Here is a 24102-nt window from a genome sequence, read left to right as displayed (position 1 = left end):
GGGCAGGAGGTGGTGCGGGCGGTGCGGCTCGCGCCGCCCGCACCACGGCCCGCGTTACTTGATGGTGGCGACGTTTTCCTTGGTGACCAGCAGGACCGGGTTGAAGACCTCCCGCTCGGCCGCGTTGCCGAAGGTGATCGCCTCCTTGTTCAGGGCCTGCCCGGCGAGCTTCACGGTCAGGGCGCCCATCGCGGTGGGGTCCTGCGCGACGGTGGCGGCCAGGCCGCCGCCCTTGATCGCGGTCAGCGCCTCCGGGTCGGCGTTGAAGCCGACGGTGACGATGTCGGTGACCGGGTTCTTCCCGGCGTCCTTGACCGCGTTGGCGGCGGCGACACCCATCGGGTCGTTGCAGGAGAACACCCCGGCGACGTCGGGGTTCTTGGCCATGATGTCCTTCATGACCTTGTAGCCCTCTTCGGCCTTGGAGTTGCCCGACAGCTCGGCGACGACCTTGAACCCGGCCGCCTCGATCGCCTCCTTGAACCCGGCGTTGCGGCGGGCGGCGTAGACCGCCGACGGCTCGCAAGTGATCGAGGCGACGTTCTTGCTGGTCTTGCCGTTGGCCGCGATCTGCTTGGCCATGTACTCGGCGGCGAGCTTGCCGCCCCCGGCGTTGTCGGAGATGACGATCGCGTCGTACGGCGCGCCGCCGCCGCCGATGTCGTCGACGATCACCGGCACGCCCTTGGCCTTGGCCTTGGCGATGATCGGGCCGAGCGCGCTGGGCTTGAACGGGCTGATGATCAGCACGTCGACGCCCTGGTCGATGAGCGCCTGGGCGCCGGTGACCATCTCGTTCTCGTCGCTCTTCTCGTCGTGCAGCTTGAACTCCCAGCCCTTGGCGGTGGCCGCCTCGCGGGTGCCCTTCTCCATCTTCTGGAAGAACTCGTACTGCATGTCGTAGACGGAGAAGCCGACGACGATCTTGTCGTCCTTGGGGGCGCCGGGGTTGTCGGCGTTGGAGTCGGTGCAGCCCGCCAGGACCAGCGCGCCGACCGCCACGAGCGGGACGAAGACCTTTTTGAGCATCATGCGATGCTCCTTCCGTGCGAAACGTGGACGGATACGTGGGTTAGTACGTTTCAATTTCGCCGTGCACGCGACGCCGGGGCGCCGCGCTGTGGTTCACCGGGCCAGGCCCGGTCTGGGCGTTCGCCCGCCCTGTCCGGTCACCGCGCGCCGCAGGGATCCGGGCGCGGCGAAGCGGGTACGGAGCCCGTCGATGGTCAGGGCGACGATGAGTACGCCGCCCAGCACGATGCGCTGGTAGGCCGACGGCACCCCCTGACTGACGAGCATGTCGTTGAGCACGCTGACCAGCAGCACCGCGGAGAAGGTGCCGATGAGCGTGCCCTTGCCGCCCTTGAGGCTGGTGCCCCCGAGGACGACCGCGGCGATGACTTTGAGTTCGAACCCGTCCTGGGCGGAGCCGTCGGCGGTCCACACCCGGGTGATGTAGGTCAGCGCGGCGATCCCGACGCTGAGCCCCACCAGGGCGAAGACGAAGAACCGCAGCCGGGTCGCGGAGATGCCGCAGAACCGGGCGGCCTCCGGCGAGGAGCCGTAGGCCAGCACCCGGCGCCCGGTGGCGGTGCGCCGCAGCAGCACCCAGGCCCCGCCGTAGACGGCGAGCATGATGACGAAGGGCAGCGGCAGCCCGGCCACGTTCAGTCCGCCGATCTTCACGAACGGCGAGCCGATCTGGTCGTAGGGCAGGGTTTTGGGGCCGTCCTGGGTGAGGATGTAGGCCACGCCCCGGAACACGAACAGGGTGCCGAGGGTGGCCACGAACGGCGGCACCCGCAGCCGGGTGATCAGCCCGGCGTTGACCAGCCCGCACGCGAGCCCGGTGGCAAGCGCCGCCGCCACGGCCAGCGCGGTGCCGCCGGCGGCGTACCCCATCAGCGACACCACGCTGCACAGGGCCAGCTGGCCGCCGACGGACAGGTCGAACGCGCCGCTGGCGATCGCGAACGTCATCCCGGCCGCGACGATGCCGAGGTAGGCGCTCTCGCGCAGCACCGACTGGGCGTTGTCGAGGCTGAAGAAGTCGGGGGTGACCACCGGCGCGACGGCCAGGAGCAGCAGCAGGATCGCGGTGATGCCCCAGGTGTCCCAGAGCTTGCCCAGGGAGGTGTTCATGACGTCGCCGCCTCTCGGGCCGGGGTCGCGATGGCGGTGGCGTCGGCGCGGCGCAGGCCCTTGAGCGCGAGCGCGGCGATGAGCAGCAGCCCGACGCTGATCCGCTGGTAGGCCGGTGGGGTGTTGAGCAGGTTGAGCCCGTTGCGGATGGTCTCGATGAGCACCGCGCCCAGGACGGTGCCGACGATGGACGCCCGCCCGCCGAGCAGCGCGGTGCCGCCGATGACGACGACGGTGATCGCGTCGAGTTCGAAGCCGAGGCCCAGCTGCCCGTTGCCCTTCTGCAGCTGGCTGGAGATGAGCAGGCCCCAGGCGCCGCCGGCGGTGCCGACCAGCACGTACACGGCGATGCGGATGCGGTCGACGGGCAGGCCGGAGACGCGGGCGGCCTCGCGGTTGGATCCGATCGCGCACACCCAGCGGCCGAACCGGGTCCGGTTCATGGCCCACCAGGCCGCCGCGGTGGCGGCGACGACCAGCACGATCGGCATCGGTACGCCCAGCGGGCGCCCGCCGACCAGGTACTTCAACCCGGCGGAGCTGATGATCTGGTCGTGCCCGCCGGAGTACGCCAGCGACACGCCCCGGACGATGACGAGCGTGGCCAGGGTGGCGATGAACGGCGTGACCCCGAGTTTCGTCACGACCAGGCCGTTGGCCAGGCCGATCACGGCGCCGACGCCCAGCGCGAGCGCCAGCGCGACGGCCAGGGGCTGACCGGCGATCAGGGCGCTGCAGCAGACCACTCCGGCCAGGGACACGGTGGAGCCGATCGACAGGTCGAACTCCCCCATCGCCAGGCAGAACGTCATCGCCAGGCCGGGCAGCGCCACGATCCCCGCGGCGACCAGCACGTTCTCGATGTTTCCACCGGTCAGGAAGCTGTCGGTGGCGACCGCGAGCACGATGACCACGGTCAGCAGGGGCAGCACGAGCGGTGCCCGGCGCAGCAGGGCGGTCATGACACGGGCTCCGGCGAGAAGATCCGCCTGCCGGTGCTGGCGCACGTCATGACGTTCTCCTCGGTGCGGTCGGCGCCGGTCAGGTGCCCGGCGACCCGGCCACCGGCCAGGACGTACACGCGGTCGCTGATGCCGAGCAGCTCGGGCAGGTCGCTGGAAATCATGATCACGCCGGCTCCCTCCGCGGTGATCTCGTTGATGAGCTGGTGGATCTCGACCTTGGCGCCGATGTCGACGCCCCGGGTGGGCTCGTTGAGGATCAGCAGCCGGCCGCCGGGCGCCAGTGCCCGCCCGAACAGGACCTTCTGCTGGTTGCCCCCGGACAGCTGCCCGATGAGCTGGTCCGGGCCGGTGGCGCGGACGGCCAGCCGGTCGCGGTAGGTGGCGAAGACGCCCGACTCCGCCGCCGGGGACAGCAGCCGACCGAGCGCGCCGCGGACCTTGTCCAGGACGGAGACGGTGAGGTTGTCGCGAACGCTGAGGTCGGGCAGGATGCCGGCCGCCTTGCGGTCCTCGTGCAGGAACCCGATGCCCGCGCGCATCGCGTCGGCGGGGCCGTCGGGGCGGTAGGGTGCGCCGCCCAGCAGCATCCGGCCGCCGGTCACGGGCAGGGCACCGAAGACCACTTGGGACAGTTCGGGCTGGCCGGCTCCGGCGACGCCGCCGATCCCGACGATCTCCCCGGCCCGTACGGTGAGCGACACCTCGCGCAGCTGGCGGCCCGCGCTGACCCGGTCGAGCTCCAGCACCACGTCGCCGGCGACGGCGTCGCCCCGGGGGAACAGCGCCTCGACGTCGCGCCCGACCATCCACCGCACCAGTTCGTCGGTGCTGGTCTCCGCCAGCGGCACGGTCCGCACGTGGCGGCCGTCGCGCAGCACGGTGACCCGGTCGGCGACCGCGAACACCTCGTCGAGGCGGTGGCTGACGTAGATGACGCTGCGCCCCTCGGCGCGCAGGCGGCGCACCACGTCCAGCAGCCGGGTGACCTCGTCGGCCGACAGCGCGGCGGTGGGCTCGTCCATGACGATGATGCGTCCGTCCACCGACAGCGCCTTGGCGATCTCGACGAGCTGCTGCTCGGAGACGGTCAGGCTGCTCACCGGTGCGGTCGGGTCGATGGCGACGCCGAGGACGGCGAACAGCTCCGCGGCGCGGCGGTTGATCTCGGCGTAGCGGATGCCCCGGGTGAGGGGGTGGACCGGCTCGCGTCCGGAGAAGACGTTCTCGGCGACGGTGAGGTCGGGGTAGAGGTTGAACTCCTGGTAGATCACCGCGATGCCCGCGTGGACCGCGTCGGCGGGGCGCCGGGGGCGGTAGGCGGCTCCGTCGAGGGTGACCGCTCCGGCGCTGGGCCGGTGCAGTCCGCCGAGGACCTTCAGCAGCGTGGACTTGCCCGCGCCGTTCTCGCCGACCAGGGCGTGGACCTCGCCGGCCGCCACGTCGAAGTGCACCCCGTCCAGCGCCCGTACGCCGGGGAACTCCACGGTCAGGCCGTCGACCCGCAGCAGCGCCGGTGTTCCGGTGTCCGCCACCGCCGTCCTCCCTTCGCAGCAACCTGCGCTAAGATCGAATTGAATCGTTTCGGGCTCGAGTGGAACGTACGCTACGATCCGGTTGCCGGGCTGTCAACAGTCCAGTCCCAACAACCGCTCCCAGCGCCCGTTTCGTTGGCACGCGACAAGATCCGGGGCACGGTTGACACGTTTCAGTTCCGGCGTACGCTGAAGCCGCTCCGGGCCCCGGGGCGGTCCCGCCCACCGTCACACCACCGAGGAGCCATGGCCACCGTCAGCATCAAGGAGGTCGCCCGCCGGGCCGGGGTCTCCATCGGGACCGTGAGCAACGTGCTCAACCACCCCGACGCCGTGGCCGTCGCCACCCGCCGCCGCGTGCTCGACGTCATCGCCGAACTCGGCTACGTACGCAACGACTCCGCCCGCCAGCTGCGCGCCGGTCGCAGCCGCACCGTGGCGATGGTCGCCCTCGACCTGGGCAACCCGTTCTTCACCGACGTCATGCGCGGCGCCGAGATCGCCGCCGAGACCGCCGGGGTCAACGTCATGATCTTCAACAGCGGCGAGGACGTCACCCGCGAGCGCCGCCACCTGGACATCCTCAACGAGCAGCGCGTCCTCGGGGTGCTGATCACCCCCGTCAACGAGACCCACGACGCGCGCCTGGACCAGCTGGTCGAGCACGGCATCCCGGTGGTGCTGGTCGACCGGGGCTCGGGCAGCCACCACCGCTGCTCCGTCGCGGTCGACGACGTCCTCGGCGGGCAGCTCGCCGCCGACCACCTGCGCGAGCTCGGCCACCCGCGGGTCGCGTTCGTCGGCGGCCCGCTGTCGATCCGCCAGGTGTCCGACCGGTACGCCGGGTTCACCGCCGCGCTGGCCGGCGGACCGCAGATCCGGCTGGTCGCCACCACCAACCTCACCGTCGCGGCCGGACGCGCCGCCGGCCAGGAGATCGCCGACCTGCCGGCGGCCGAGCGCCCGACGGCCGTGTTCTGCGCCAACGACCTGCTCGCCCTGGGCCTGCTGCAGGAGATGACCAGCCGCGGCGTGCGCGTGCCGCACGACGTCGCCATCGTCGGCTACGACGACATCGAGTTCGCCGCCGCCGCGGCCGTGCCGCTGTCCTCGATCCGCCAGCCGCGCGAGCAGCTCGGCCGCGCCGCGACCCAGCTGCTGCTGGAGGAGGTCAACGAACCCGACAAGCACCAGCACCGGCACGTCGTGTTCCGCCCCGAACTGGTGGTACGCCAGTCCAGCGAGCCCGTGCCGACCAAGCGCAGGAAGTAGCGCATGCGCATCGCCCTGTTCGTGACGTGCCTGTCCGACACGCTGTTCCCGCAGGTCGGGCAGGCGACCACGGCGCTGCTGGAGCGCCTCGGGCACGAGGTGGTCTTCCCGCAGGGCCAGACCTGCTGCGGCCAGATGCACCTCAACACCGGCTACCAGCGCCAGGCGCTGCCCCTGGTCGAACGCTTCGCCGACGTGTTCGCCGACGCCGACGCGATCGTCGCCCCCTCGGGGTCCTGCGTCGGCTCCGTGCGCCACCAGCACGCCGCCGTCGCCCGGGGCCTGGGCCGCAGCGGGCTCGCCGAGCGGTCGAACGCCGTCGCGGCGAAGACGTTCGAGCTGTGCGAGTTCCTCGTCGACGTGCTCGGGGTGACCGATGTGGGCGCGTACTTCCCGCACCGGGTGACCTACCACCCCACCTGCCACTCGCTGCGGATGCTGCGGGTCGCCGACAAGCCGCTGCGGCTGCTGCGGCAGGTACGCGGCCTGAACCTCATCGAGCTGCCCGACGCGGAGCAGTGCTGCGGCTTCGGCGGCACGTTCGCGCTGAAGAACGCCGACACGTCCACCGCGATGCTGGCCGACAAGATGACCCGGGTGCTGGCCACCCGCGCCGAGGTCCTCACCGCCGGCGACTCCTCGTGCCTCATGCACATCGGCGGCGGGCTGGGCAGGCTGTCGGCCGGCACCCGTACCCTGCACATCGCGGAGATCCTCGCCGCCACCGAGACGGGTGCCGGCTCGTGAGCGAGGTCTTCCTGGGCATGCCCGCGCACGCCCCCGCCGACGTGGCCGCCCTGCACGCGGCGCGGCCGTTTCCCGCCGCCGCCCGCGACGCGCTGGCCGACCCGCAGCTGCGCCGCAACATCGGCGCCGCCACCGCCACCATCCGCGGCAAGCGCGCGCACGTCGTGGCCGAACTCGACGACTGGGAGCAGCTGCGCCTAGCCGGCCAGGCCGTCAAGGCCGCCACCATGTCGCGACTGGACGAACACCTGCGGCGGCTGGAGCAGGAGGTCACCGCGCGCGGCGGGACCGTGCACTGGGCCCGCGACGCCGCCGAGGCCAACCGGATCGTCACCGGCCTGGTCCGCGCGACCGGCGCCGACGAGGTCGTCAAGGTCAAGTCGATGGTGACGCAGGAGATCGGACTGAACGAGGCGCTCGCCGAGGCGGGCATCGCCGCGTGGGAGACCGACCTCGCCGAGCTGATCGTCCAGCTCGGGCACGACACGCCGTCGCACATCCTGGTCCCGGCCATCCACCGCAACCGCGCCGAGATCCGGGAGATCTTCCTGCGCGAGATGCCCGGCGCGGACCCGGCGCTCACCGACGACCCGCGCGCGCTGGCCATGGCCGCCCGCGCCCACCTGCGCCGCAAGTTCCTGACCGCCCGGGTCGCCGTGTCCGGCGCCAACTTCGCGGTGGCCGACACCGGCACGCTGCTCGTGGTCGAGTCCGAGGGCAACGGCCGCATGTGCCTGACCCTGCCGGACACCCTGATCACGGTCATGGGCATCGAGAAGGTCGTGCCGACCTGGGCCGACCTGGAGGTGTTCCTGCAGCTGCTGCCGCGCTCGTCCACCGGCGAGCGGATGAACCCCTACACGTCGGCGTGGACCGGGGTCGTCCCCGGTGACGGACCGCAGGAGTTCCACCTGGTCCTGCTCGACAACGGGCGTACGGCGGTGCTGGCCGACGAGGTGGGCCGGGAGGCGCTGCACTGCATCCGGTGCAGCGCCTGCCTGAACGTGTGCCCGGTCTACGAGCGCACGGGCGGTCACGCGTACGGGTCGGTGTACCCGGGTCCCATCGGGGCCGTGCTGACGCCGCTGCTCACGGGTACGGCGGGCAACCCGTCGCTGCCGTACGCGTCGACGCTGTGCGGGGCGTGCTTCGACGCGTGCCCGGTACGCATCGACATCCCGTCGCTGCTGGTGCACCTGCGCTCGCGTACCACTCAGGAGCGGGCGCTGCCGTCGGCCGAGGCCGTCGCGATGGCCGCCGCGTCCTGGGTGATGGCCTCGCCCTGGCGCTTCGGGTGGGCGGGCAGGCTGGCCCGGCTCGGGCGGCTGTTCGCCCGGCGCGGCCGGATCCGTCGGCTGCCGCCGCCGCTGTCGGCATGGACCACCGCCCGCGACGCGCCCGCACCACCGCCGCAGACCTTCCGCGACTGGTGGCGTGAGAACAGAGGACAGCCGTGACGCACGCATCGGCCCGCGACGAGGTGCTGGCCAGGATCGGCCATGCCCTGTCCGGCACCCCCGCCCCGGTCGAGGTGCCTCGCGCCTACCGGCGCACCGGCGAGCATCCGCCCGGCGCGCCGGAGCTGCTGCGGCTGCTGACCGACCGGCTCGTCGACTACCGGGCGACCGTCCACGCGGCGTCGCCGCAGACGGTGGAGCCGGTGCTGGCCGCGGTCCTGGGCGGGCTGGATCGGGTGGTCGTGCCGCCTGGCCTGCCGGTGGGGTGGCGGCCCGCGGGTGCCGTCGTCGACGACGGGACCCTGTCCCCCGCCGAACTGGACCGCGTCGACGCCGTGCTCACCGCGTGCACCGCGGCGGCGGCCGGCACCGGCACCATCGTCCTGGACGGCTCCCCCGACCAGGGCAGGCGTGCCATCACCCTGGTCCCGGACCGGCACGTGTGCGTCGTCCACGCGGCGCAGGTGGTGCAGACCGTGCCTGAGCTGCTGGCCCGGGTCGACCCTCGGCGGCCGCTGACGTTCATCAGCGGCCCGTCGGCGACCAGCGACATCGAGTTGCAGCGGGTCGAGGGGGTCCACGGTCCCCGTACCCTCATCGTGGTGCTCGTCGCCGACGGGTGACGGCCGCCGAGGTCCTCCTCGGCGGCCGTCCATGGCTCACGGGTTCACTTGTAGTAGCAGGACTTCACCGTGCCGAAGATCGGGTCGCCGCCGAACGCGGTCTGGTTGCACCCGGTGCTGCCGGTCGCGGTCCGGTAGAGGAACGCGCCGTTGGCGCCGTAGGCGACCGCCTTCGTGCCGGTGAAGGTGCAGGTGCCCGTCTCGCCGACGGCGCAGGCGGTCCAGCCGTTGCCGGACGGCTGCGGCGAGGTGTCGCAGTGCTTGACCGTGCCGAAGATCGGGTCGCCCCCGAACGCGGTCTGGTTGCAGCCGATGCTGCCGGTCACCGTCTTGTACAGGTAGGAACTGCTCGCCCCGTACCGGACCACGGCCGTACCCGACACCGAGCAGGTGCCGTTCTCGGCCGCGGCGCAGTAGGTCCAGCCGCCGCCGGTGCCGCTGCCGACCGTGGTCTGGAACTTCAGGCTCCGGTTGGTCTCGGCCGTCCAGTTGACGCTGCTGTTCTTGTACGCGCTGCCGCCCGACGGGTAGGGCGCGTTCTCGTTGAACGCCCAGCCGTACAGGCCCGACGTGGTCGTCGAGCGGGCCACGATGCCGTACCGGGTGCCCGCCGTGACGGAGATGTTCGGGTAGACGGTGACCGAACGGGGTGACCAGCCGATCGACGCGGCGGGGACGGTCACGGTGTAGAGCGCCGAGCCGGTGGGCTGGAACGACGCGTCGGCCTGGTAGATGTCGAAGGTCAGCCCGGCGTTCGGGTTGCCGGTCTGGAACGTGGTCAGCGACGCGCTGGTCAGCGTGCCGCTGCGGGACGGCACGAAGGTCTGGATGCGCGACACCGGGCCGATGTCGGCCCAGCGGCGGAAGCCGTCCACTCCGTCGTGCTGGTCCAGATCCGGGACGGTGTCCTGCACCCCGGCCGAGCCGGTGGTCAGCGCGAGGGTGACCGTGTTCTGGCAGGTCATGCTGCTGATCGCGGAGCCGGAGAAGGTCAGCGGGGCCCAGTAGAAGTTCGCGAGCGCCTCGTTCGGTGCCGCGCTGTTCCACAGGTCGCTGCCGTAGAGGTAGGCCGTGCCGCTGGTCAGGCTGATCGGCGTCACGAACGACGGCTGCCCGCCGCACGAGTTCGTGCTGATCTTCGTGCCGCTGGACCAGGTGCCCAGCGGCGAGCTCGCCGTACGGTAGGACGTCCCCGTGCCTGAGCAGTAGCCGCAGTTCGGGTCGGAGTAGGTCAGGTAGTAGGTGCCGTTGCGCTTGAACAGCGCCGGTGCCTCGGTGGAGCCGGGCGTCACCCGGACGTGGCTGCCGGTGCCGGACAGGTAGCTCGCGTCGAGCCGCTCGACGACGATCCCGCCGCCGCTGACCCAGTCGGTGTAGGCCAGGTACGCGGTGCCGTCGTCGTCGACGAACGTGTCGTGGTCGCCGTTCTTGAGGCCGCTCGTGGCCCCGCCGCTGTTGACCGCCACCGTCGGGTCGGCCGCCTGGGTGAACGGTCCGGTCGGCTGGGTGGCGGTGAAGACGTGGAAGCCGCTGGTGTTGTCGTAGCTGTTGATCCACAGTACGTACTTGCCGGTGCCGCTGTTGTAGACGACGTGCGGGCGGTAGCAGCCGTAGGTGCTGCCGTTGCAGCGCGTCTGCCAGGTCGCGGTGGTGGCGTCGAAGAGCTGGCCCCGGTCGGTCCAGTGCACCAGGTCGGGTGAGGAGTACACCTTGAACCCGCAGAAGGGCGTCCCGGCGGCGTTCCACTGGTAGCCGCAGTCGTAGCTGGTGCCGTAGAGGTAGTAGACGCCGCCGAACAGGGCCAGGTCGCCGTCGTGGGCGTCGACCGCGTTGCCCGCGGTGTCGAAGCGGATGGTCTGGTTGCCGGCGGCGTCGAAGTTGGTGATGGTGGTCGTGTAGGCGGCGCTCGCCTGCTGGGCGGGCCCGGCGAGCAGCTGCGCGGCGATCAGCACCAGCAGCGCGCCCGCGTGGGCGAGCCGGGTTCTGTGCGTTCTGGACATGGGGACTCCACTCAGGGGGCGAGGTAGCAGTTCTTGGCGACGCCGTAGACGGGATCGAGGCCGAAGGCCGTGTTCGTGCAGGGCGTGCCGCCGGACAGCGACCGGTAGGTGAAGCGACCGGCCGCGCCGTAGGCGACGGTGCGGAATCCGCTGAACGCGCAGGTGCCGTTCTCCGCCGCGCACGCCGCGCCGTAGCCGACCGGTCCGCCGGTCGGCACGTAGCAGGCCTTGGCGCCGTCACCGGGTGGGGTGCCGCCGAAGCTGGACGCCGAGCACAGGACCGGTGCGCCGGCCTGGCGGGTGTGGAAGCTGCCGCTGGTGCCGTACATGACGGTCGAGGGTCCGGTCACCGCGCAGGTCGCGCCCTCGGCGGCGCACTGCTGCCAGCCGCCCGCGGGCGCCGCGGTGCTCGCGAGGTAGCAGGATTTCAGCACGCCGGGCAGCGGGTCACGGCCGAAGGCCGCGACGCCGCAGGCGGTCCCGCCGCTGGCCACCCGGTACGCGAAGGAGCCGCCGGAGCCGTACGCGACGGTCCGGGTGCCGGTGAACGAGCAGGCAGCGCCTTCGGTGGCACACTGGGCGTACCCGGACGGCCCGCCCGCCGGTGCCACGTAGCAGGACTTCAGCACCCCGACCGCCGGGTCGCCGCCGAACGCGGCGATCCCGCACGGCGTGCCGCCCGTGACGGTCGCGTACCGGTAGCCTCCGGCCCCGTAGGCCACGGTGCGGGTGCCGGTGAACGCGCACGTGCCGCCCTCGCCCGCGCAGTAGGTGTACCCGGCGGGCAGCCCTTCGGGCACGTACGCCCCGGTGGTGTTCACGTCGGTGGTGAACTTCAGGTCGCGGGCCGGTTCGGCCGTGAAGCCGCCGCCGCTGCTGGTGCTGTAGCTCTCCGACCCGCCCGGGTACGGGTTCGCGTCGTTGTACTCGAACCCGTAGCACCCCTGCGTGCTGCTGGTGTGCAGCCGCGCGGTGTAGCTGTGCCCGGCGGTGACCGCGACGTCGGGGTGCACGGCCAGCACCGAGGGTGCCCAGCCGACGGTGGCCGGGGCCAGCGCCGACGACTGCAGCAGCGCCCCCGTGGCGGTGTCGACGATGTCGACGGTCAGCGGCAGGTTCGGCTGGCCGCGCTGGAACGTGGTGACGGCGACGCTGGTCAGCAGGCCCGTGCGGGACGGGGTGAAGCTCTGCTGGCGCCACACGTTGCCGGCGATGTCGCAGTAGTGGCGGAAGCCGTCGAAGCCGCTGTGCTGGTCGCGGTCCGGTGCGGCGGTGTAGGCGCCGGTCGGCGCGCCGGGCAGGGTCACGCTGGCGGTGTTGTCACAGGTGAAGTTCTGCAGCGTGCCGGCGCCGTCGAAGGTGAGCCGGCCGAGGTGGAAGTTGGCCAGGGACTGGTTGGGGTTGCTGCCCGCGGGCAGGTTGGCGACCCACCGGTCGGAGACGAAGTAGTAGTCGGTGCCGCCGGTGCGGGTGATCGGCAGGACGGCCAGCGGCTGGCCGCCGCAGTTGTCGGCGTTGACGATGCGGGACCGGTTGCGCGGCTGCGGCCGGTTGTTGTTGATGTCGAACCCGTTGGGGTCGTACCACACGCCCGACCAGGGGCCGAGCATCGAGGCAGCGGTGACCTCGCCGGTGGACCCGGCGCAGTAGGCGCAGGTCGGGTCGGACATGAGGATGTGGTAGACGCCGTCGCGCCTGAACGCCGCGAACGCTTCCACGTTGCCGAGTCCGAGGCGGACGTACTGGCCGGTGGTGTTCAGGTAGTCGGGGGTGAGCTTCTCGACGACCAGGTCGGCGGTCAGCCCGGCGCCGACGATCGTGGTGTTGTGGATGACGTACGCGCTGCCGTCGCTGTCGGCGTACAGGGCTTCGTCGACGGCGCCGCCGACGGCCAGCGTCGGGTTGGTCCGGCGGGTGAACAGGCCGGTCGGCGTGGGGCTGGTGAAGACGCCGTAGCTGTTGCCGATGCCCATGTCCGCCCACATGACGTAGGCGGCGGTGGCCTGGTTGTAGATGACGTGCGGGCGGAAGCAGTACTGGCACTGGCCGGGTGCGACGATGTAGCCGCGATCGGTCCAGTGCACCAGGTCCGCCGAGCTGTAGGCCTTGAAGCCGCAGAAGCCGCCGCTGTTGGGGCCGGCGTTGTAGGTGTAGCCGCAGGTGTAGCTGGTGCCATAGAGGTAGTACAGGTCGCCGACCTGCAGCAGGGATCCGTCGTGGGCGTCGAGGGCGTTGCCGTCGGTGTCGAATCGGCTGAGCTGGTTGCCCGCGCTGTCGTTGTTGGTCACGGTGATGGTGACGTCGGCGCGTGCCGCAGCGGGTACGAGCCAGATCACCGCCATGACCGCGCAGGCCACTGCCAGTAGTCGCCGCATGGGGTACTCCTTCGATGTGGTGGGACGGCCACAAGAGCACATGCAGTTATTGAAACGTTTCAGGAGCGAATGTTTTCAGCCTAAGGTCGAAAACGTGAACGGGTCAAGGCCACAGGCTCACAACCCGGATCGTCGCGCCGGATATCCGAAGGATGTTCTTGACAGGACAGTCGCGTCGCCCTACCGTCGTGGCTCAAACTTGAAACATTTCAAAGCTGCGTCAGGAGCCAGCATGCTGACCGAGCCGCACTCCGGCCTCACCCGGATCGCCCCCCGCAAGACCCGCGTCGGCCTGGTCTCGGGCGGCCTCGGCGCGTACTGGCCCCAGTTCCCGGGGCTGCTGCCGCAGCTGCAGGAGTCCGCCCGGCGGGTGGCGCAGCGGCTGTCGCGGCTGGACTGCGAGGTGATCGACGCCGGGTTCATCTCGGATCCGCAGGACGGTGCGGCAGCTGCCGAGACCCTGCGGCGGGCCGACTGCGACCTCGTGATCGGCTTCCTCACCACGTACATGACCGCCAACATGCTCGTGCCCGTGGCCCAGCGCACCGGCGCCCCGGTGCTGCTGCTGAACCTGCAGCCCACCGAGGCGATGGACCATGCCACCTTCGACACCGGCGCGTGGCTGGCCTACTGCGGCGCCTGTCCCCTGCCGGAGATGACCAACGCGTTCCGCCGCTGCGGCATCGACGTGCGCTCGGTCTCCGGATACCTCGAATCAGACGCGGCCTGGCTGCGCATCGAGCGCTGGATCAAGGCGGCGGGCGTGCGGGCGGCGTTCCGGCACGGCCGGCACGGGCTGCTCGGCCACCTCTACCCCGGCATGATGGACGTGTCGACCGACCCGACCCTGGTCTCGGCCCAGCTCGGCGGGCACGTCGAAATTCTGGAGATCGACGATCTGCGGGTACGGACCGAGAAGGTCACCGAGGACGAGACCCTGGCCCGGATGGACCTGGCCCGGGAGGTGTTCCAGCTCGACGGCACCGTCGCCGACGACGACTTCCGCTGGGCCGCGACCGTGTCGGTGGCGCTGGACCGCCTGGTCGAGGACTTCCAGCTGGACTCCCTGGCCTACTACCACCGCGGCCTGGACGGCGAGACGCACGAACGCGTCGGGGCCGGGCTGATCCTCGGCGCCTCGCTGCTCACCGCGCGCGGCATCCCCGCCTGCGGCGAGTTCGAGCTGCGTACGTCGCTGGCGATGCTGCTCATGGACCGCCTGGGCGCGGGCGGCTCGTTCACCGAGCTGCAGGCGCTCAACTTCACCGACAACGTGGTGGAGATGGGCCACGACGGCCCCGCGCACCTGGCGATCAGCTCGGGCAAGCCGATGCTGCGCGGGCTGGGCGTCTTCCACGGCAAGCGCGGCTGGGGCGTGTCGGTCGAGTTCGACGTCAGCCACGGGCCGGTGACGCTGTGCGGGCTGGCGCAGGACCGGTACGGGCGGTTCTCGCTGGTCGCCTCTGAGGGCCGGGCGGTGCCAGGTCCCCTGCTGGCCATCGGCAACACGTCGTCGCGGATCGACTTCGGCCGCGACCCGGGCGAGTGGACCGACGACTGGTCGGCCAGCGGCATCGCCCACCACTGGGCGCTGGGCACCGGCCACCGCGTCGCCGAACTGCGCGCGGTCGCCGAACTGCTCGACCTGCCCATCACCGTCGTCTGAGAGCGCATCCAGCATCGCCCGAGACGACCGCCGGAAGACCGTCGAGACCCGGTCGGCCTGCCCGAAACGCTCGCCGACCGGATCCGCACCGACGTCGCCCGTTCCAGCCGACCCGTTCGCGGCCTCGGCGGCAAAGGGCGTGGTCGATTTGCGGGCAGGGTTCACATCATCGGGTGATGGATACGCTCGACACCGTTTGGTTTCCGACGAACCTGGACGCAACGGCGGAGAGGGCGAGTTCCTCGATCGGCTTCGGTGGAAGCGGCCGGGTGGACCGCCGATGGGCTCTGCGATGGCCCTCCAGGATGGGCGGTTCAAGGCGGCGGCGACGATAATGCGGCAATGTCGCGGATACCGGCCGAGTTCGTACCACCGTGGAGTCTTGAGCCCGCCAGCGTGTTCGACATCGTGTGCCTCGGCCTGATGCTGCTGGCGATCGTTGTCTGGGTTCTGTGGATGGTGACGCGCAAGAACTGATCGCCTCCACCGACGCCAGTCAATTCGGGAACCACTCGTCGCGTCTCGGGTGGCTGACGTTCTTGAGAACCGGAGACACCTGCTGATCGTGAGTGTGCGTCGGCCTGGCCTCCGACCAACTGCCCGAAGACCATCGATGTCGTGCCTGAGGACCTCGGTCATCGTTCTGCCGTACCACGTCCGTGCCGGTCTGAGCCGTATCGCTCGACGAGCGTGCCGCCGATCGAGGCCAGGTGGTCTCGCACAGCCGGAGGACCGGTCACCTCGATCCAGTCGACCAGCCCGGCAAGCTCGCCGGCGAGCTTGTACTCGTCGTTGCCGCGGATCACGACGTCGATGCGGCCGTCGGCCGTGGCACCTCCCACCACGAGCCGACCGCCGAACCCCATCCGGAGCACGCCCACCGCGTGGGGTGCGCACACCGCCCGGGCCTCGACGGGTGTTCGCATGCGGTCGACCTCGTCCGCGATCTCCCGCCAGCTCTCGGCAAGGTCGAAGTCATCGGGCCGGTCCACGGGATCGCCGGTCGGGTCGACGGACGACACGCGGTCGACCCGGAAGGTCCGCCTTCCGGCCTCGGTGCTGGAGACGAGGTACCACGACGGACCTTTGGCGACGATGCCCAGCGGGTGGACGGTTCGCTCGGTTTGGCTGCCTTCGCGGTCGACATAGCCGAGCCGGACCTGGACGCCGCGGATCACCGCGTCCTGAAGGTCGTCGAGGAAGCGAGGCGGTCGGGGCTCGACACGGCTCGACCCCCACCGCTGCGGGTCCAGGACGAGCGACGACGCCGCCGCCTCGGCCTGCAACCGGAACGGCTCCGGCAGGGCACGGACGAGCTTGCGCAGCGCCGCTCTCACGGCCGGCGTGACAGCCGCGGCAGGGCCCGCGACCAGGAACAGGGCGCGGGCCTCACCCGCGGTCAACCCGGACAGGTCGGTGCGGGCGCCGCCCAGGAGGCGCCAGCCGCCGCCCCGGCCCTGCACGGAGTACACCGGCACGCCGGCCATGCCCAGGGCGTCGAGGTCGCGGCGGGCGGTGCGCTCGGAGATCTCCAACTCCCGGGCTACCTCCGCCGCGGTGACCTGCTCGCGGTGCTGCAGCAGGAGGAGGATGGCCATCAACCGGTCGGCTCGCACACCGGCAACACTCGCACACGAAACCGGTCAGGAGGTGACCGGTATTCGTCGGCACGATGCCGACATGACGATCGATTTTCCCGAGCCCACCCTCATTTCGGTCAACGGTGTGGACCTCGAAGTCTTCGAAGCGGGCCGAGAGAATGCCGGAAGGCCCGTCGTGCTCTGCCACGGCTGGCCGGAGCACGCCTTCTCCTGGCGCTACCAGGTGCCGGCCCTGGCCGCGGCGGGCTACCACGTCATCGTCCCGAACCAGCGGGGTTACGGCGGCTCGTCCCGCCCCGCCGAAGTGACGGACTACGACATCGAGCACCTGTCGGGTGACCTGGTCGCCCTCCTCGATCACTACGGCTACGAGGACGCCGTCTTCGTCGGCCATGACTGGGGCGCGTTCGTCGTCTGGGGCCTGGCCCTGCTGCACCCGGACCGGGTCAACGCGGTGGTAGCGCTGAGCGTGCCCTACCAGGAGCGCGGAGAGGTGCCCTGGATCGAGTTCATGGAGGCCGTGCTCGGCGCCGACTTCTACTTCGTCCACTTCAACCGGCAGCCGGGCGTCGCCGACGCCGTGCTCGCCGAGAACACGGCCCAGTTCCTGCGGAACCTGTACCGGAAGAACGTGCCCCTCGCGGAGCCTCAGCCGGGTAATGCGTTCATCAACCTGGCCAGAGCGCAGGCCCCGCTCGGTGACCCCGTCATGAGCGACAGCGAACTGGCCGTCTTCGTCTCGGCCTTCGCATCGACTGGGTTCACGGGCGGTATCAACTGGTACCGGAACCTGGACCGCAACTGGCGCCTGCTGGCTGACGTGGACCCGATCATCCGCAAGCCCGCCCTCATGATCTACGGCGACCGCGACATGGTCGCGAAGGCTGAAAGACTGTCGGAGTTCGTACCGGATGTGGAAGTGGTCAGCCTGGACTGCGGTCATTGGATCCAGCAGGAGATGCCGCAGGAGACCACCGAGGCGATGCTGAAGTGGCTGGACCAGCGGGATGCCGCCTAGCATTCCGGCACGACGTCCGCTCTACGATCCACTGTGGGCTGGCGGATCGTAGTCGCTGGTCAGGCCTCCTGCGCTGCGGGTTGGTGGCGTCAGCCGCCAACCCGCTGTCTCAACCCACCTCCGAGCCAGGACGATGCCTCGAAGATCCGGGCGTTGCGGTGCCGGGCGGCGCCGCGCAGAATGTGAGCCACTCGACGTCGATCATCACCTGGCACGGGAGCCCTGTTGCGTCGCATCATCGTCCTGGCCGTCACCGCGGCGGCGGCCCTGTCCCTGGCGGCCTGCTCGGAGCCGACCGGCACCGCGTCCGCGCCGGGCCTGACGGGCGCCCCCTCACCCCGCCCCAGCAGCACGGTCTCGGCCGAAGCCCGACAGATGGCGCGCCTGACCAGCACGGCCTGCACCGATACCTTCGCCGCCTACAAGCTGAGCCAGGATCCGAAGGTGCTGGGCGAGCTGGAAGCCGCCCGCCGCGACAAGGGCAAGGCGAAGGCGGCGCTGACCGCCTGGCGCGAGCGGCTGTCCGGCTACTCGGCCACACTGACCGCCGCCGAGGCCAAGCCGGTGGACCCCAAGCTCAAGGAGCGGCTGGCCGACGAGCTGGCCGCCGTGCGGCAGCTGCTGGCGAAGGGGACGTCGGTGCAGGGCGCCGTCGACGCCATGGCGACGTCGGCGTACCAGAACCTCGGTGTGGAGCTGATCCGCTACTGCGCGGCGCTGTAGCGGATCAGGCGGCACGTCGCGGATGCCGGCCGACTTCGTCGACGGCTGCCCGGTACATGAACTCGCTTTTCGTAGCGGGCGGCAACGGCCCTGACTTGCTTACCCCTGACGTCAGCTCCTTTGTCGGCGTTCAATGGCAGCTCGGACGGCCAAGCGTCCCGCTGCCGAAAACGCTGAAACACTCGAGTCGGCATCGTGCGACCTGGCGCTGGTGAGCGTGGCCCGGACTCCCGCGCCCGCGAAGGCCGACGGCACGCCGCTGCTTGCCACCTGGCTGTTCAGTTCATCGCGAAGGCCGGCCGCGACCGCGGCAGCGAACTCGGCACGAAGCGGGTGGGCCAGGCTGACGAACTCGAACCCGGTCGTCCTGCCCTCAAGCTGCTCGATGTCGACCACGATCTCGGCATAGACCGGCCGCGCCCCGGTGCTGGGCGAAAGACGCACACGAATACCCAGTACCGGTCCACTGAACAGGGACGACATGACGTACTCCCGACGACTCGGCGACTTCCCCGGACCCTACCGGTCGAGACCAGGTGGCGACTTCTCGCGCTCAACGCCTGATCACGCGCTCCGCCCGAACCCCGCCCGGGGGTCACGCCGCTGGTCCCACCAGTCGCGCAGGAAGCCCTCGGCGTACCCGGCCGTGCAGAACCCGTACGGTCGGTCGACGATCCGCGTTGCGATCATCAGCGGATAGCAGGGGCGCCCGTAGTCGGCCTACCCGGTGGGGAGCGTCACCGGCAAGGGACACGAGTCGATGTAGGGGCCACGGGATCCAGGCAGGCTCACTAAGCTGAACCGGCGGAAGGAGGCCGGATGAACCGCGACATCCGCGACGTCGAGGACGTGCTGCGGCTGCTGGACGGGCTGCTCGCACCCGGTGCCGACCGGTGGACGCCCGGCGGCGGCGCCGACTGGTGGGACGGCTTCTACGCGGACCGCGACCGGCCCGTGCCGTTCTTCGCCGACAAGCCCGACGAGAACCTCGTGTCGTACCTCGACCGCGGGCTGGTCGCTTCCGGCCGCGCCCTGGACCTCGGCTGCGGCCCCGGTCGCAACGCACTGCACCTGGCCGCCGCGGGCTTCCAGGTCGACGCCGTCGACCTGTCCCCCGCCGCGATCTCCTGGGCCCGTGACCGGGCCGCCGCGGCCGGGCTCGACATCGCGTTCCACTGCGGCGACGCGTTCGCCCAGACGGCCCCGTCCGGGCCGTACGACCTCATCTACGACTCGGGCTGCTTCCACCACCTGCCGCCGCACCGCCGCGTCAGCTACCGCGCCCTGCTCACCCGGGCCCTTGCCCCCGGCGGCCACTTCGGGCTCAGCTGCTTCGCCGCCGGGGCGATGGGCTCCGAACTGCCCGACGCCGAGCTCTACCGGCACGGCGGGCTGCAGGGCGGCGTCGCATACACCCCGGAGGCACTGCGCTGGATCTTCGCCGACCTGACCGAGGTCGAGCTGCGCCGCATGCGCGACGAGCCCGCCGACTCGCCCCGGTTCGGCGAGCAGTTCCTGTGGACCGCCCTGTTCCGCCGCGACGGCTGACCCGGTCCGATGTCTGGCGCTGATGGCGCCGGAGGTCCGATGGCCAATGTGCGGCCATCGGACCTCCGGCGTCAACGCCCGAGCACCCGGTCAAGCATTTGTGGTGGTTTCAGGGTTCAACGGGTTGGCACGGACTCGCGATGTCAGGCGGGTGCGGTGAAGGTGTAGCTGCCCGAGGGCAGGTAGTAGGACGCCGCGCCGGAGCCGTAGCCGAAGGGCACCGCCTGGGCCGGGGCGCTCACCACGGCCGCCGACGTCGCGGGGACCTTGACCAGCGCCGTCACACCCGCGGGCACGGTGACCCGGAGGGTGAACGTGCCGCCGCTGCTGGTCCAGTCGCTGACCGCCTGGCCGTACGGCGTCTCGTACGCCGACTTCGCCGAGCTCAGCCCGCCGCCGGGACGCGGCGCCACCAGCAGCGACTGGTACCCCGGGCTCGCCGGGCCGAGCCCGCCGACCTGCCGGTAGAGGAAGTCGCCGGCCGACCCGAGCCCGTAGTGGTTGAACGAGTTCATCCCGACGTCCTGGAAGCTGCCGTCGGTGCGGATGCCGTCCCAGCGCTCCCAGATCGTGGTCGCGCCCCGCCCGAGCATGTACCCCCAGCCGGGGTACGACGTCTGCAGCAGGATCTGGTACGCGATGTCGGCCCGGCCGTTGTCGGCCAGCACCGGCAGCAGGTTCTCCACGCCCAGGAACCCGACGGTCAGGTGCCCGCCCGATGCGGCCACCTTCGCCACCAGCTTGTTCACCGCCGGTCCGACCAGGTTGGCCGGGAGCAGCCCGAAGGCCAGCGCCAGTACGTACCCGGTCTGGGTGTTGCCGGCCACGGTGCCGTCACCGGCCACGAAGCGGCTGGTGAACGCCGCGGCGACCTGGTCGGCGAGGGTGCCGTAGCTGGACGCTTCGGCCGTGTGCCCGGTCGCGGCCGCCATCTTCGACACCATCCGCGCCGAGTGGGCGAAGAACGCCGTCGAGATGATGTTGCGGGCGGTGTCGTCGTTGACGTTGAGCCAGTCGCCGTAGCCGCCCTGGTCCCGGATCAGGTCCGCGGCGGCCGTGCTGCGCAGGTAGTCCACCCAGCGGGTCATGGCGGTGAAGTGGTCCTCGATGACCTGGGTGTCGCCGTAGCGCTGCCACATCGTGTAGGGCACGATCACCCCGGCGTCGCCCCACCCGGCCGTGCCGGCGCCGCAGCACACGTACGGCGCGGTGTCGGTGAACGCGCCGTTGGACTGCTGGGCGTCGGTGAGGTCGTCGGCGAACTTGTCCAGGAACCCGGTCACGTCCACGTTGAACGTCGAGGTGGCCGCGAAGCTGGCGATGTCACCGGTCCAGCCCAGGCGCTCGTCCCGGTTGGGGCAGTCGGTGGGGATGGACAGCATGTTGGACCGCTGGCCCCATACGATCGCGCTCTGCATCTGGTTGATGAGGCTGTTCGACGTGGTCAGCGTGCCCAGGGCGGCGCCGGACGTCCAGGCGGCCTGGCCGGTGATCGCACGCGCGGTCGGCGTGCCCGGGAAGCCGGTCACCTCGACGTACCGGTACCCGTGCACGGTGAACCGGGGTTCGAACAGCTCCTCGGCGCCCGTGCCGGCCAGCGTGAACCGGTCGGTGGCCAGGCCCGGGACCCGCAGGTTCGCGGTGTAGAGCGTGCCGTCGGCGTTGAGCACCTCGCCGTGGCGCATGGTCACGGTGGTCCCGGCGGCGCCGGTGACGCGCAGCTGGTTCCAGCCGGCGAAGTTCTGGCCGAGGTCGAAGATCCACACTCCGGGCTGCGGCTGGGTCACCGACACCGGAGTGAGCTGGCGCTGCACGGTCACGCCGGGGTCCACCTGGGACACCAGCTTGGGCAGGGTGCCCGAGCGCACGGCCACGGCCGCCCAGGATGCGTCGTTGAATCCGGCCGTGTCCCAGCCGGCGACCGCCTTGCGGGCGTCGTACTGCTCGCCCAGGTACAGGTCGTCGGCGGTGATCGGGCTCTGTGCGTAGCGCCAGGTGCCGTCGGTGGCCACGGTGGTGCTGGTGCCGTCGGTGAAGGTCAGCAGCAGCTTCGCCGAGTACCACGGCTGGTTTCCGTAGCGCTGCGAGCCGGCCATGCCGATGCTGCCGGAGTACCAGCCGTCGCCGAGCCAGGCGCCGAGCGCGTTGCTGCCCTGCACGATCTTGCCGGTCACGTCGTACACCTTGTACTGCAGGCGCTTGTTGTAGTCGGTCCAGCCGGGTGCGAGGACGTCGGTGCCGACCTTCGCCCCGTTGAGCCGGGTCTCGTGCAGGCCCAGTGCGGTGGTCAGCAGCCGGGCCGAGGCTACCGGCTTGCTCACCGTGAACGACTTGCGCAGCAGGGGCGCGCCGCGGCGTACCACGACGTTGGCGCCCCACGGCCCGCTGCCGTACGCGGTCAGCGCACGGGCGGCCACCCAGGCGCTGTCGTTGTATCCGGCCTGCTGCCAGCCGGACGGGTTGGTCTGCGAGGCCTTCCACGAGGCGTCGGTGTTGATGGTGGAGACGCCCGGGACGGTCAGCTGGGCGATGACGGCGGTCGGTGACTGCGTGGTGTTCTGGCTGGCGATGGCGATGGCGTTGGTGCCGGTGGTCAGGCGCCCGGCCAGGTCGATCACCGCCGCCTGCTTCCACGAGTCGGTGACCCGCGCCGAGGTGCTGACCTGTACGCCGTTGACCCACACGTCGGCGGTGTCGTCGCCGGTGACCACCAGCGTGCCGCCGGCGGGGACCGAGGACAGGCTGAAGGTCCGGCGGAAGTACCGGGTCATCGGCGGCAGCCCGGCGACCGGGTCGCCCTCGGGATACCAGATCCAGGTCGAGCCGTTGAGCCCGACGGCGGAGCCGGGCTGCCCGATGAACACGGACTGCCATTCCGCAGCGGAGTTGAGCAGGCCCGTCTCGAACGTCTGGGTGCCGCTCCACGGGCCGACGCGGCCCTGGACGTCCCATACGCGCACGCGCCAGAAGTAGCCGCGCATCGAGGCCAGCGCCGGGCCGCCGTACTGGACGTCGACGGACTTCGTGCTCGCCACGCGGCCGCTGTCCCAGACGTCGCCGGTGCCGGCGCCGGCCAGCGCGGCGGTGCTGGCGACGATGACCTGGTACGCGCCCTGGCGCTGCTGGAGGGCCGAGGCGCCGAGCTTCCAGCCGAGGCGGGGCTTGGCCGCGTCGACGCCGAGGGGGTTGGCGCGCCGCTCCACGGTCGCCCCGGCCACGCTCAGCGGCGAACCGGCCGCGGTGTCCGGGCCGAGCACGCTGGAGTTCCACGGCGCCATGCCGTAGGTGCCGAGGTCGGCGGCGGCGGGCCAGCCGCTGTCGTTGAACCCGGGCTGCTCCCAGGCGGCGGCCGGGCTCTGCGACGCCTTCCACGACCCGTCGGTCGCGAAGTCCACCGTGGTGGCGCCGGTGACGTGCACCCGGCCGATCATTCCGGCCGGTCCGGCCGTGGTGTTGCGGGCCGCCACCGCGAGGGTGTTGGCGGCGCCGGGACGCAGCGCGGCCTGCAGGTCGACGTAGAGCGCCTGCTTCCACGAGTCGATCATGCGGGGTGAGCCGGCCAGCGGGGTCCCGTTGAGCCAGACGTCGACCGTGTCGTCGCCGGTGATGACCAGCTGGGCGTCACTGATGGTGCCCGACGGTGCCGTGAAGACCTTCCGGAAGTAGCGGTCGGCGGCGGGTGCGCTGCTGGCGGGGGATCCTTCGGGGTACCAGATCCAGTGGGCGCCGGAGACGCTCACCGGGGTTGCGGCCTGGGCGGGGACGGTCCAGGCGACGACGGCGGCGGAGATCGCGACGAAGGCGGCCGTCGCGGCCGCGCACCATCGCCAGTGCCGTTTCATCAGCAGATGCGGCATAGCTACTCCTGAGGGCGACAGGACCCGGAAATGGCATGCGCGAAGCTTGGGACGGCTCGCCGCCATATCCGGGTATTGAAACGTTTCACTGGGTTACCAGTGCAGCAACCGTAGATGTCACCCTGATGGGAGTCAATACCTCGAAGCTGCCGACATCTCGGATGCCCGCGGGGTCCACCGCGCGGCCGCCCCGTCCGGTGAGGAGGTAGAGCACGGTGCGGTGTCGAGGTAGGGTGCCTGCATGAGCGGGGAGGTACGGGCCGATCCCGTCGAGCTGGCAAGGGTCGCGCAGTCCTGCTTGGACGGCTCGCAGGATCTCGCGGCGGCGCTGCGCGCCGCCAGGGCGGACACGGTGCTGTCCACCGCCGACTTCGGCAACGTGGCGAGCGCCGGCAGCCTGAGCGAGGCCTACCACGGGGTGGAGGGCATCGCGGGCACGGCGGCCGAGCGGCTGGGGGCGGTGCTGGAGGTCGACAACGAGAGCCTGCTGCGGGTGGCGTTCGCCTACCAGCAGGCCGACGAGGAAGCCGCGCGCAAGCTGCGGCGGCAGTACCCCAACATTCCGATCTGACCACG

At 71.2% G+C, this 24102-nt stretch carries 20 protein-coding genes; 10 read left to right on the top strand and 10 right to left on the bottom strand.

Translation table 11 applies throughout. The annotated features are described in order from the left end of the window. Nucleotides 1–54 precede the first annotated feature (54 nt). The 4 genes from QEZ54_RS21295 to QEZ54_RS21280 form a co-directional block, all read right to left on the bottom strand. Entirely contained in the window at nt 55–1032 is a 978-nt protein-coding gene (locus QEZ54_RS21295; protein ID WP_281306440.1) for a substrate-binding domain-containing protein, read from the bottom strand. A gap of 93 nt (nt 1033–1125) precedes the next feature. Next, nucleotides 1126–2142: an ABC transporter permease gene (locus QEZ54_RS21290; protein WP_281306439.1), complete on the bottom strand. Its 1017-nt coding sequence runs from the start codon at nt 2140–2142 to the stop codon at nt 1126–1128. Next, nucleotides 2139–3104 (bottom strand): ABC transporter permease, encoded by a 966-nt coding sequence (locus QEZ54_RS21285; RefSeq protein WP_281306438.1) that lies wholly within the window; start codon nt 3102–3104, stop codon nt 2139–2141. Before QEZ54_RS21285 ends, QEZ54_RS21290 begins: the two co-directional genes overlap by 4 nt. Further along, nucleotides 3101–4639 carry a sugar ABC transporter ATP-binding protein gene (locus QEZ54_RS21280; protein ID WP_281306437.1) on the bottom strand — a complete coding sequence of 513 codons (1539 nt, stop codon included), beginning with the start codon at nt 4637–4639 and terminating at the stop codon, nt 3101–3103. The genes QEZ54_RS21285 and QEZ54_RS21280 overlap by 4 nt, the downstream gene beginning before the upstream one ends. 246 nt (nt 4640–4885) lie before the next feature. On the opposite strand from QEZ54_RS21280, the gene QEZ54_RS21275 reads away from it, so the two are divergent. Genes QEZ54_RS21275 through QEZ54_RS21260 form a run of 4 tightly spaced genes read left to right on the top strand, consistent with a single transcriptional unit; the run spans nt 4886 to nt 8738 of the window. Further along, nucleotides 4886–5911, top strand: a complete 1026-nt coding sequence (locus tag QEZ54_RS21275) for a LacI family DNA-binding transcriptional regulator (protein WP_281306436.1) — start codon at nt 4886–4888, stop codon at nt 5909–5911. 3 nt (nt 5912–5914) lie between these two features. After that, on the top strand, nt 5915–6658 hold the full coding sequence (locus QEZ54_RS21270; RefSeq protein WP_281306435.1) for a (Fe-S)-binding protein: 744 nt from the start codon (nt 5915–5917) through the stop codon (nt 6656–6658). Between the two features lie 17 nt (nt 6659–6675). Further along, entirely contained in the window at nt 6676–8115 is a 1440-nt protein-coding gene (locus QEZ54_RS21265) for a LutB/LldF family L-lactate oxidation iron-sulfur protein (RefSeq protein WP_281306523.1), read from the top strand. Beyond that, nucleotides 8112–8738, top strand: coding sequence for an LUD domain-containing protein (locus QEZ54_RS21260; RefSeq protein WP_281306434.1), 627 nt, complete (start codon nt 8112–8114; stop codon nt 8736–8738). Before QEZ54_RS21265 ends, QEZ54_RS21260 begins: the two co-directional genes overlap by 4 nt. 44 nt (nt 8739–8782) lie before the next feature. Here QEZ54_RS21260 and QEZ54_RS21255 read toward each other — a convergent pair whose 3' ends face one another. Further along, nucleotides 8783–10738: a family 43 glycosylhydrolase gene (locus QEZ54_RS21255; protein WP_281306433.1), complete on the bottom strand. Its 1956-nt coding sequence runs from the start codon at nt 10736–10738 to the stop codon at nt 8783–8785. A gap of 11 nt (nt 10739–10749) precedes the next feature. Next, nucleotides 10750–13113 (bottom strand): family 43 glycosylhydrolase, encoded by a 2364-nt coding sequence (locus tag QEZ54_RS21250; RefSeq protein ID WP_281306432.1) that lies wholly within the window; start codon nt 13111–13113, stop codon nt 10750–10752. A gap of 232 nt (nt 13114–13345) precedes the next feature. Here QEZ54_RS21250 and QEZ54_RS21245 point away from each other — a divergent pair, with 232 nt between their 5' ends. Next, the gene (locus QEZ54_RS21245) at nt 13346–14779 is read left to right on the top strand and encodes an L-fucose/L-arabinose isomerase family protein (RefSeq protein ID WP_281306431.1); all 1434 of its coding nucleotides are present in this window, start codon (nt 13346–13348) and stop codon (nt 14777–14779) included. 342 nt (nt 14780–15121) lie between these two features. Beyond that, a complete protein-coding gene (locus tag QEZ54_RS21240) occupies nt 15122–15256 on the top strand; it encodes a hypothetical protein (RefSeq protein ID WP_281306430.1) in 135 nt (44 codons plus the stop codon). Nucleotides 15257–15414: 158 nt separating this feature from the next. Here the strand turns inward: QEZ54_RS21240 and QEZ54_RS21235 are convergent, their stop codons facing one another. After that, complete coding sequence (locus QEZ54_RS21235) at nt 15415–16395, bottom strand: WYL domain-containing protein (protein WP_281306429.1); 981 nt, start codon at nt 16393–16395, stop codon at nt 15415–15417. Here QEZ54_RS21235 and QEZ54_RS21230 point away from each other — a divergent pair. Continuing rightward, complete coding sequence (locus tag QEZ54_RS21230) at nt 16370–17398, top strand: alpha/beta hydrolase (RefSeq protein ID WP_281306428.1); 1029 nt, start codon at nt 16370–16372, stop codon at nt 17396–17398. The genes QEZ54_RS21235 and QEZ54_RS21230 overlap by 26 nt on opposite strands. A 225-nt stretch (nt 17399–17623) precedes the next feature. Continuing rightward, complete coding sequence (locus QEZ54_RS21225; RefSeq protein WP_281306427.1) at nt 17624–18121, top strand: hypothetical protein; 498 nt, start codon at nt 17624–17626, stop codon at nt 18119–18121. Nucleotides 18122–18232: 111 nt separating this feature from the next. Here the strand turns inward: QEZ54_RS21225 and QEZ54_RS21220 are convergent, their stop codons facing one another. Then, the gene (locus QEZ54_RS21220; RefSeq protein WP_281306426.1) at nt 18233–18604 is read right to left on the bottom strand and encodes a hypothetical protein; all 372 of its coding nucleotides are present in this window, start codon (nt 18602–18604) and stop codon (nt 18233–18235) included. Nucleotides 18605–18685: 81 nt separating this feature from the next. Then, nucleotides 18686–18811: a hypothetical protein gene (locus tag QEZ54_RS21215; protein WP_281306425.1), complete on the bottom strand. Its 126-nt coding sequence runs from the start codon at nt 18809–18811 to the stop codon at nt 18686–18688. A 129-nt stretch (nt 18812–18940) separates the two neighbouring features. Between QEZ54_RS21215 and QEZ54_RS21210 the strand changes: the two genes are divergently transcribed. Next, the gene (locus QEZ54_RS21210; RefSeq protein WP_281306424.1) at nt 18941–19669 is read left to right on the top strand and encodes a class I SAM-dependent methyltransferase; all 729 of its coding nucleotides are present in this window, start codon (nt 18941–18943) and stop codon (nt 19667–19669) included. A 143-nt stretch (nt 19670–19812) separates the two neighbouring features. On the opposite strand, the gene QEZ54_RS21205 is transcribed toward QEZ54_RS21210, so the two are convergent. Next, a complete protein-coding gene (locus tag QEZ54_RS21205; RefSeq protein ID WP_281306423.1) occupies nt 19813–23526 on the bottom strand; it encodes a family 78 glycoside hydrolase catalytic domain in 3714 nt (1237 codons plus the stop codon). A gap of 241 nt (nt 23527–23767) precedes the next feature. On the opposite strand from QEZ54_RS21205, the gene QEZ54_RS21200 reads away from it, so the two are divergent. Continuing rightward, on the top strand, nt 23768–24097 hold the full coding sequence (locus QEZ54_RS21200; protein ID WP_281306422.1) for a hypothetical protein: 330 nt from the start codon (nt 23768–23770) through the stop codon (nt 24095–24097). Nucleotides 24098–24102: the final 5 nt, after the last annotated feature.

Origin of the sequence: Catellatospora sp. KI3 (assembly GCF_029948125.1) — a bacterium.
Taxonomy (GTDB): domain Bacteria; phylum Actinomycetota; class Actinomycetes; order Mycobacteriales; family Micromonosporaceae; genus Catellatospora.
This window is presented reverse-complemented; position numbering and strand designations above follow the sequence as displayed.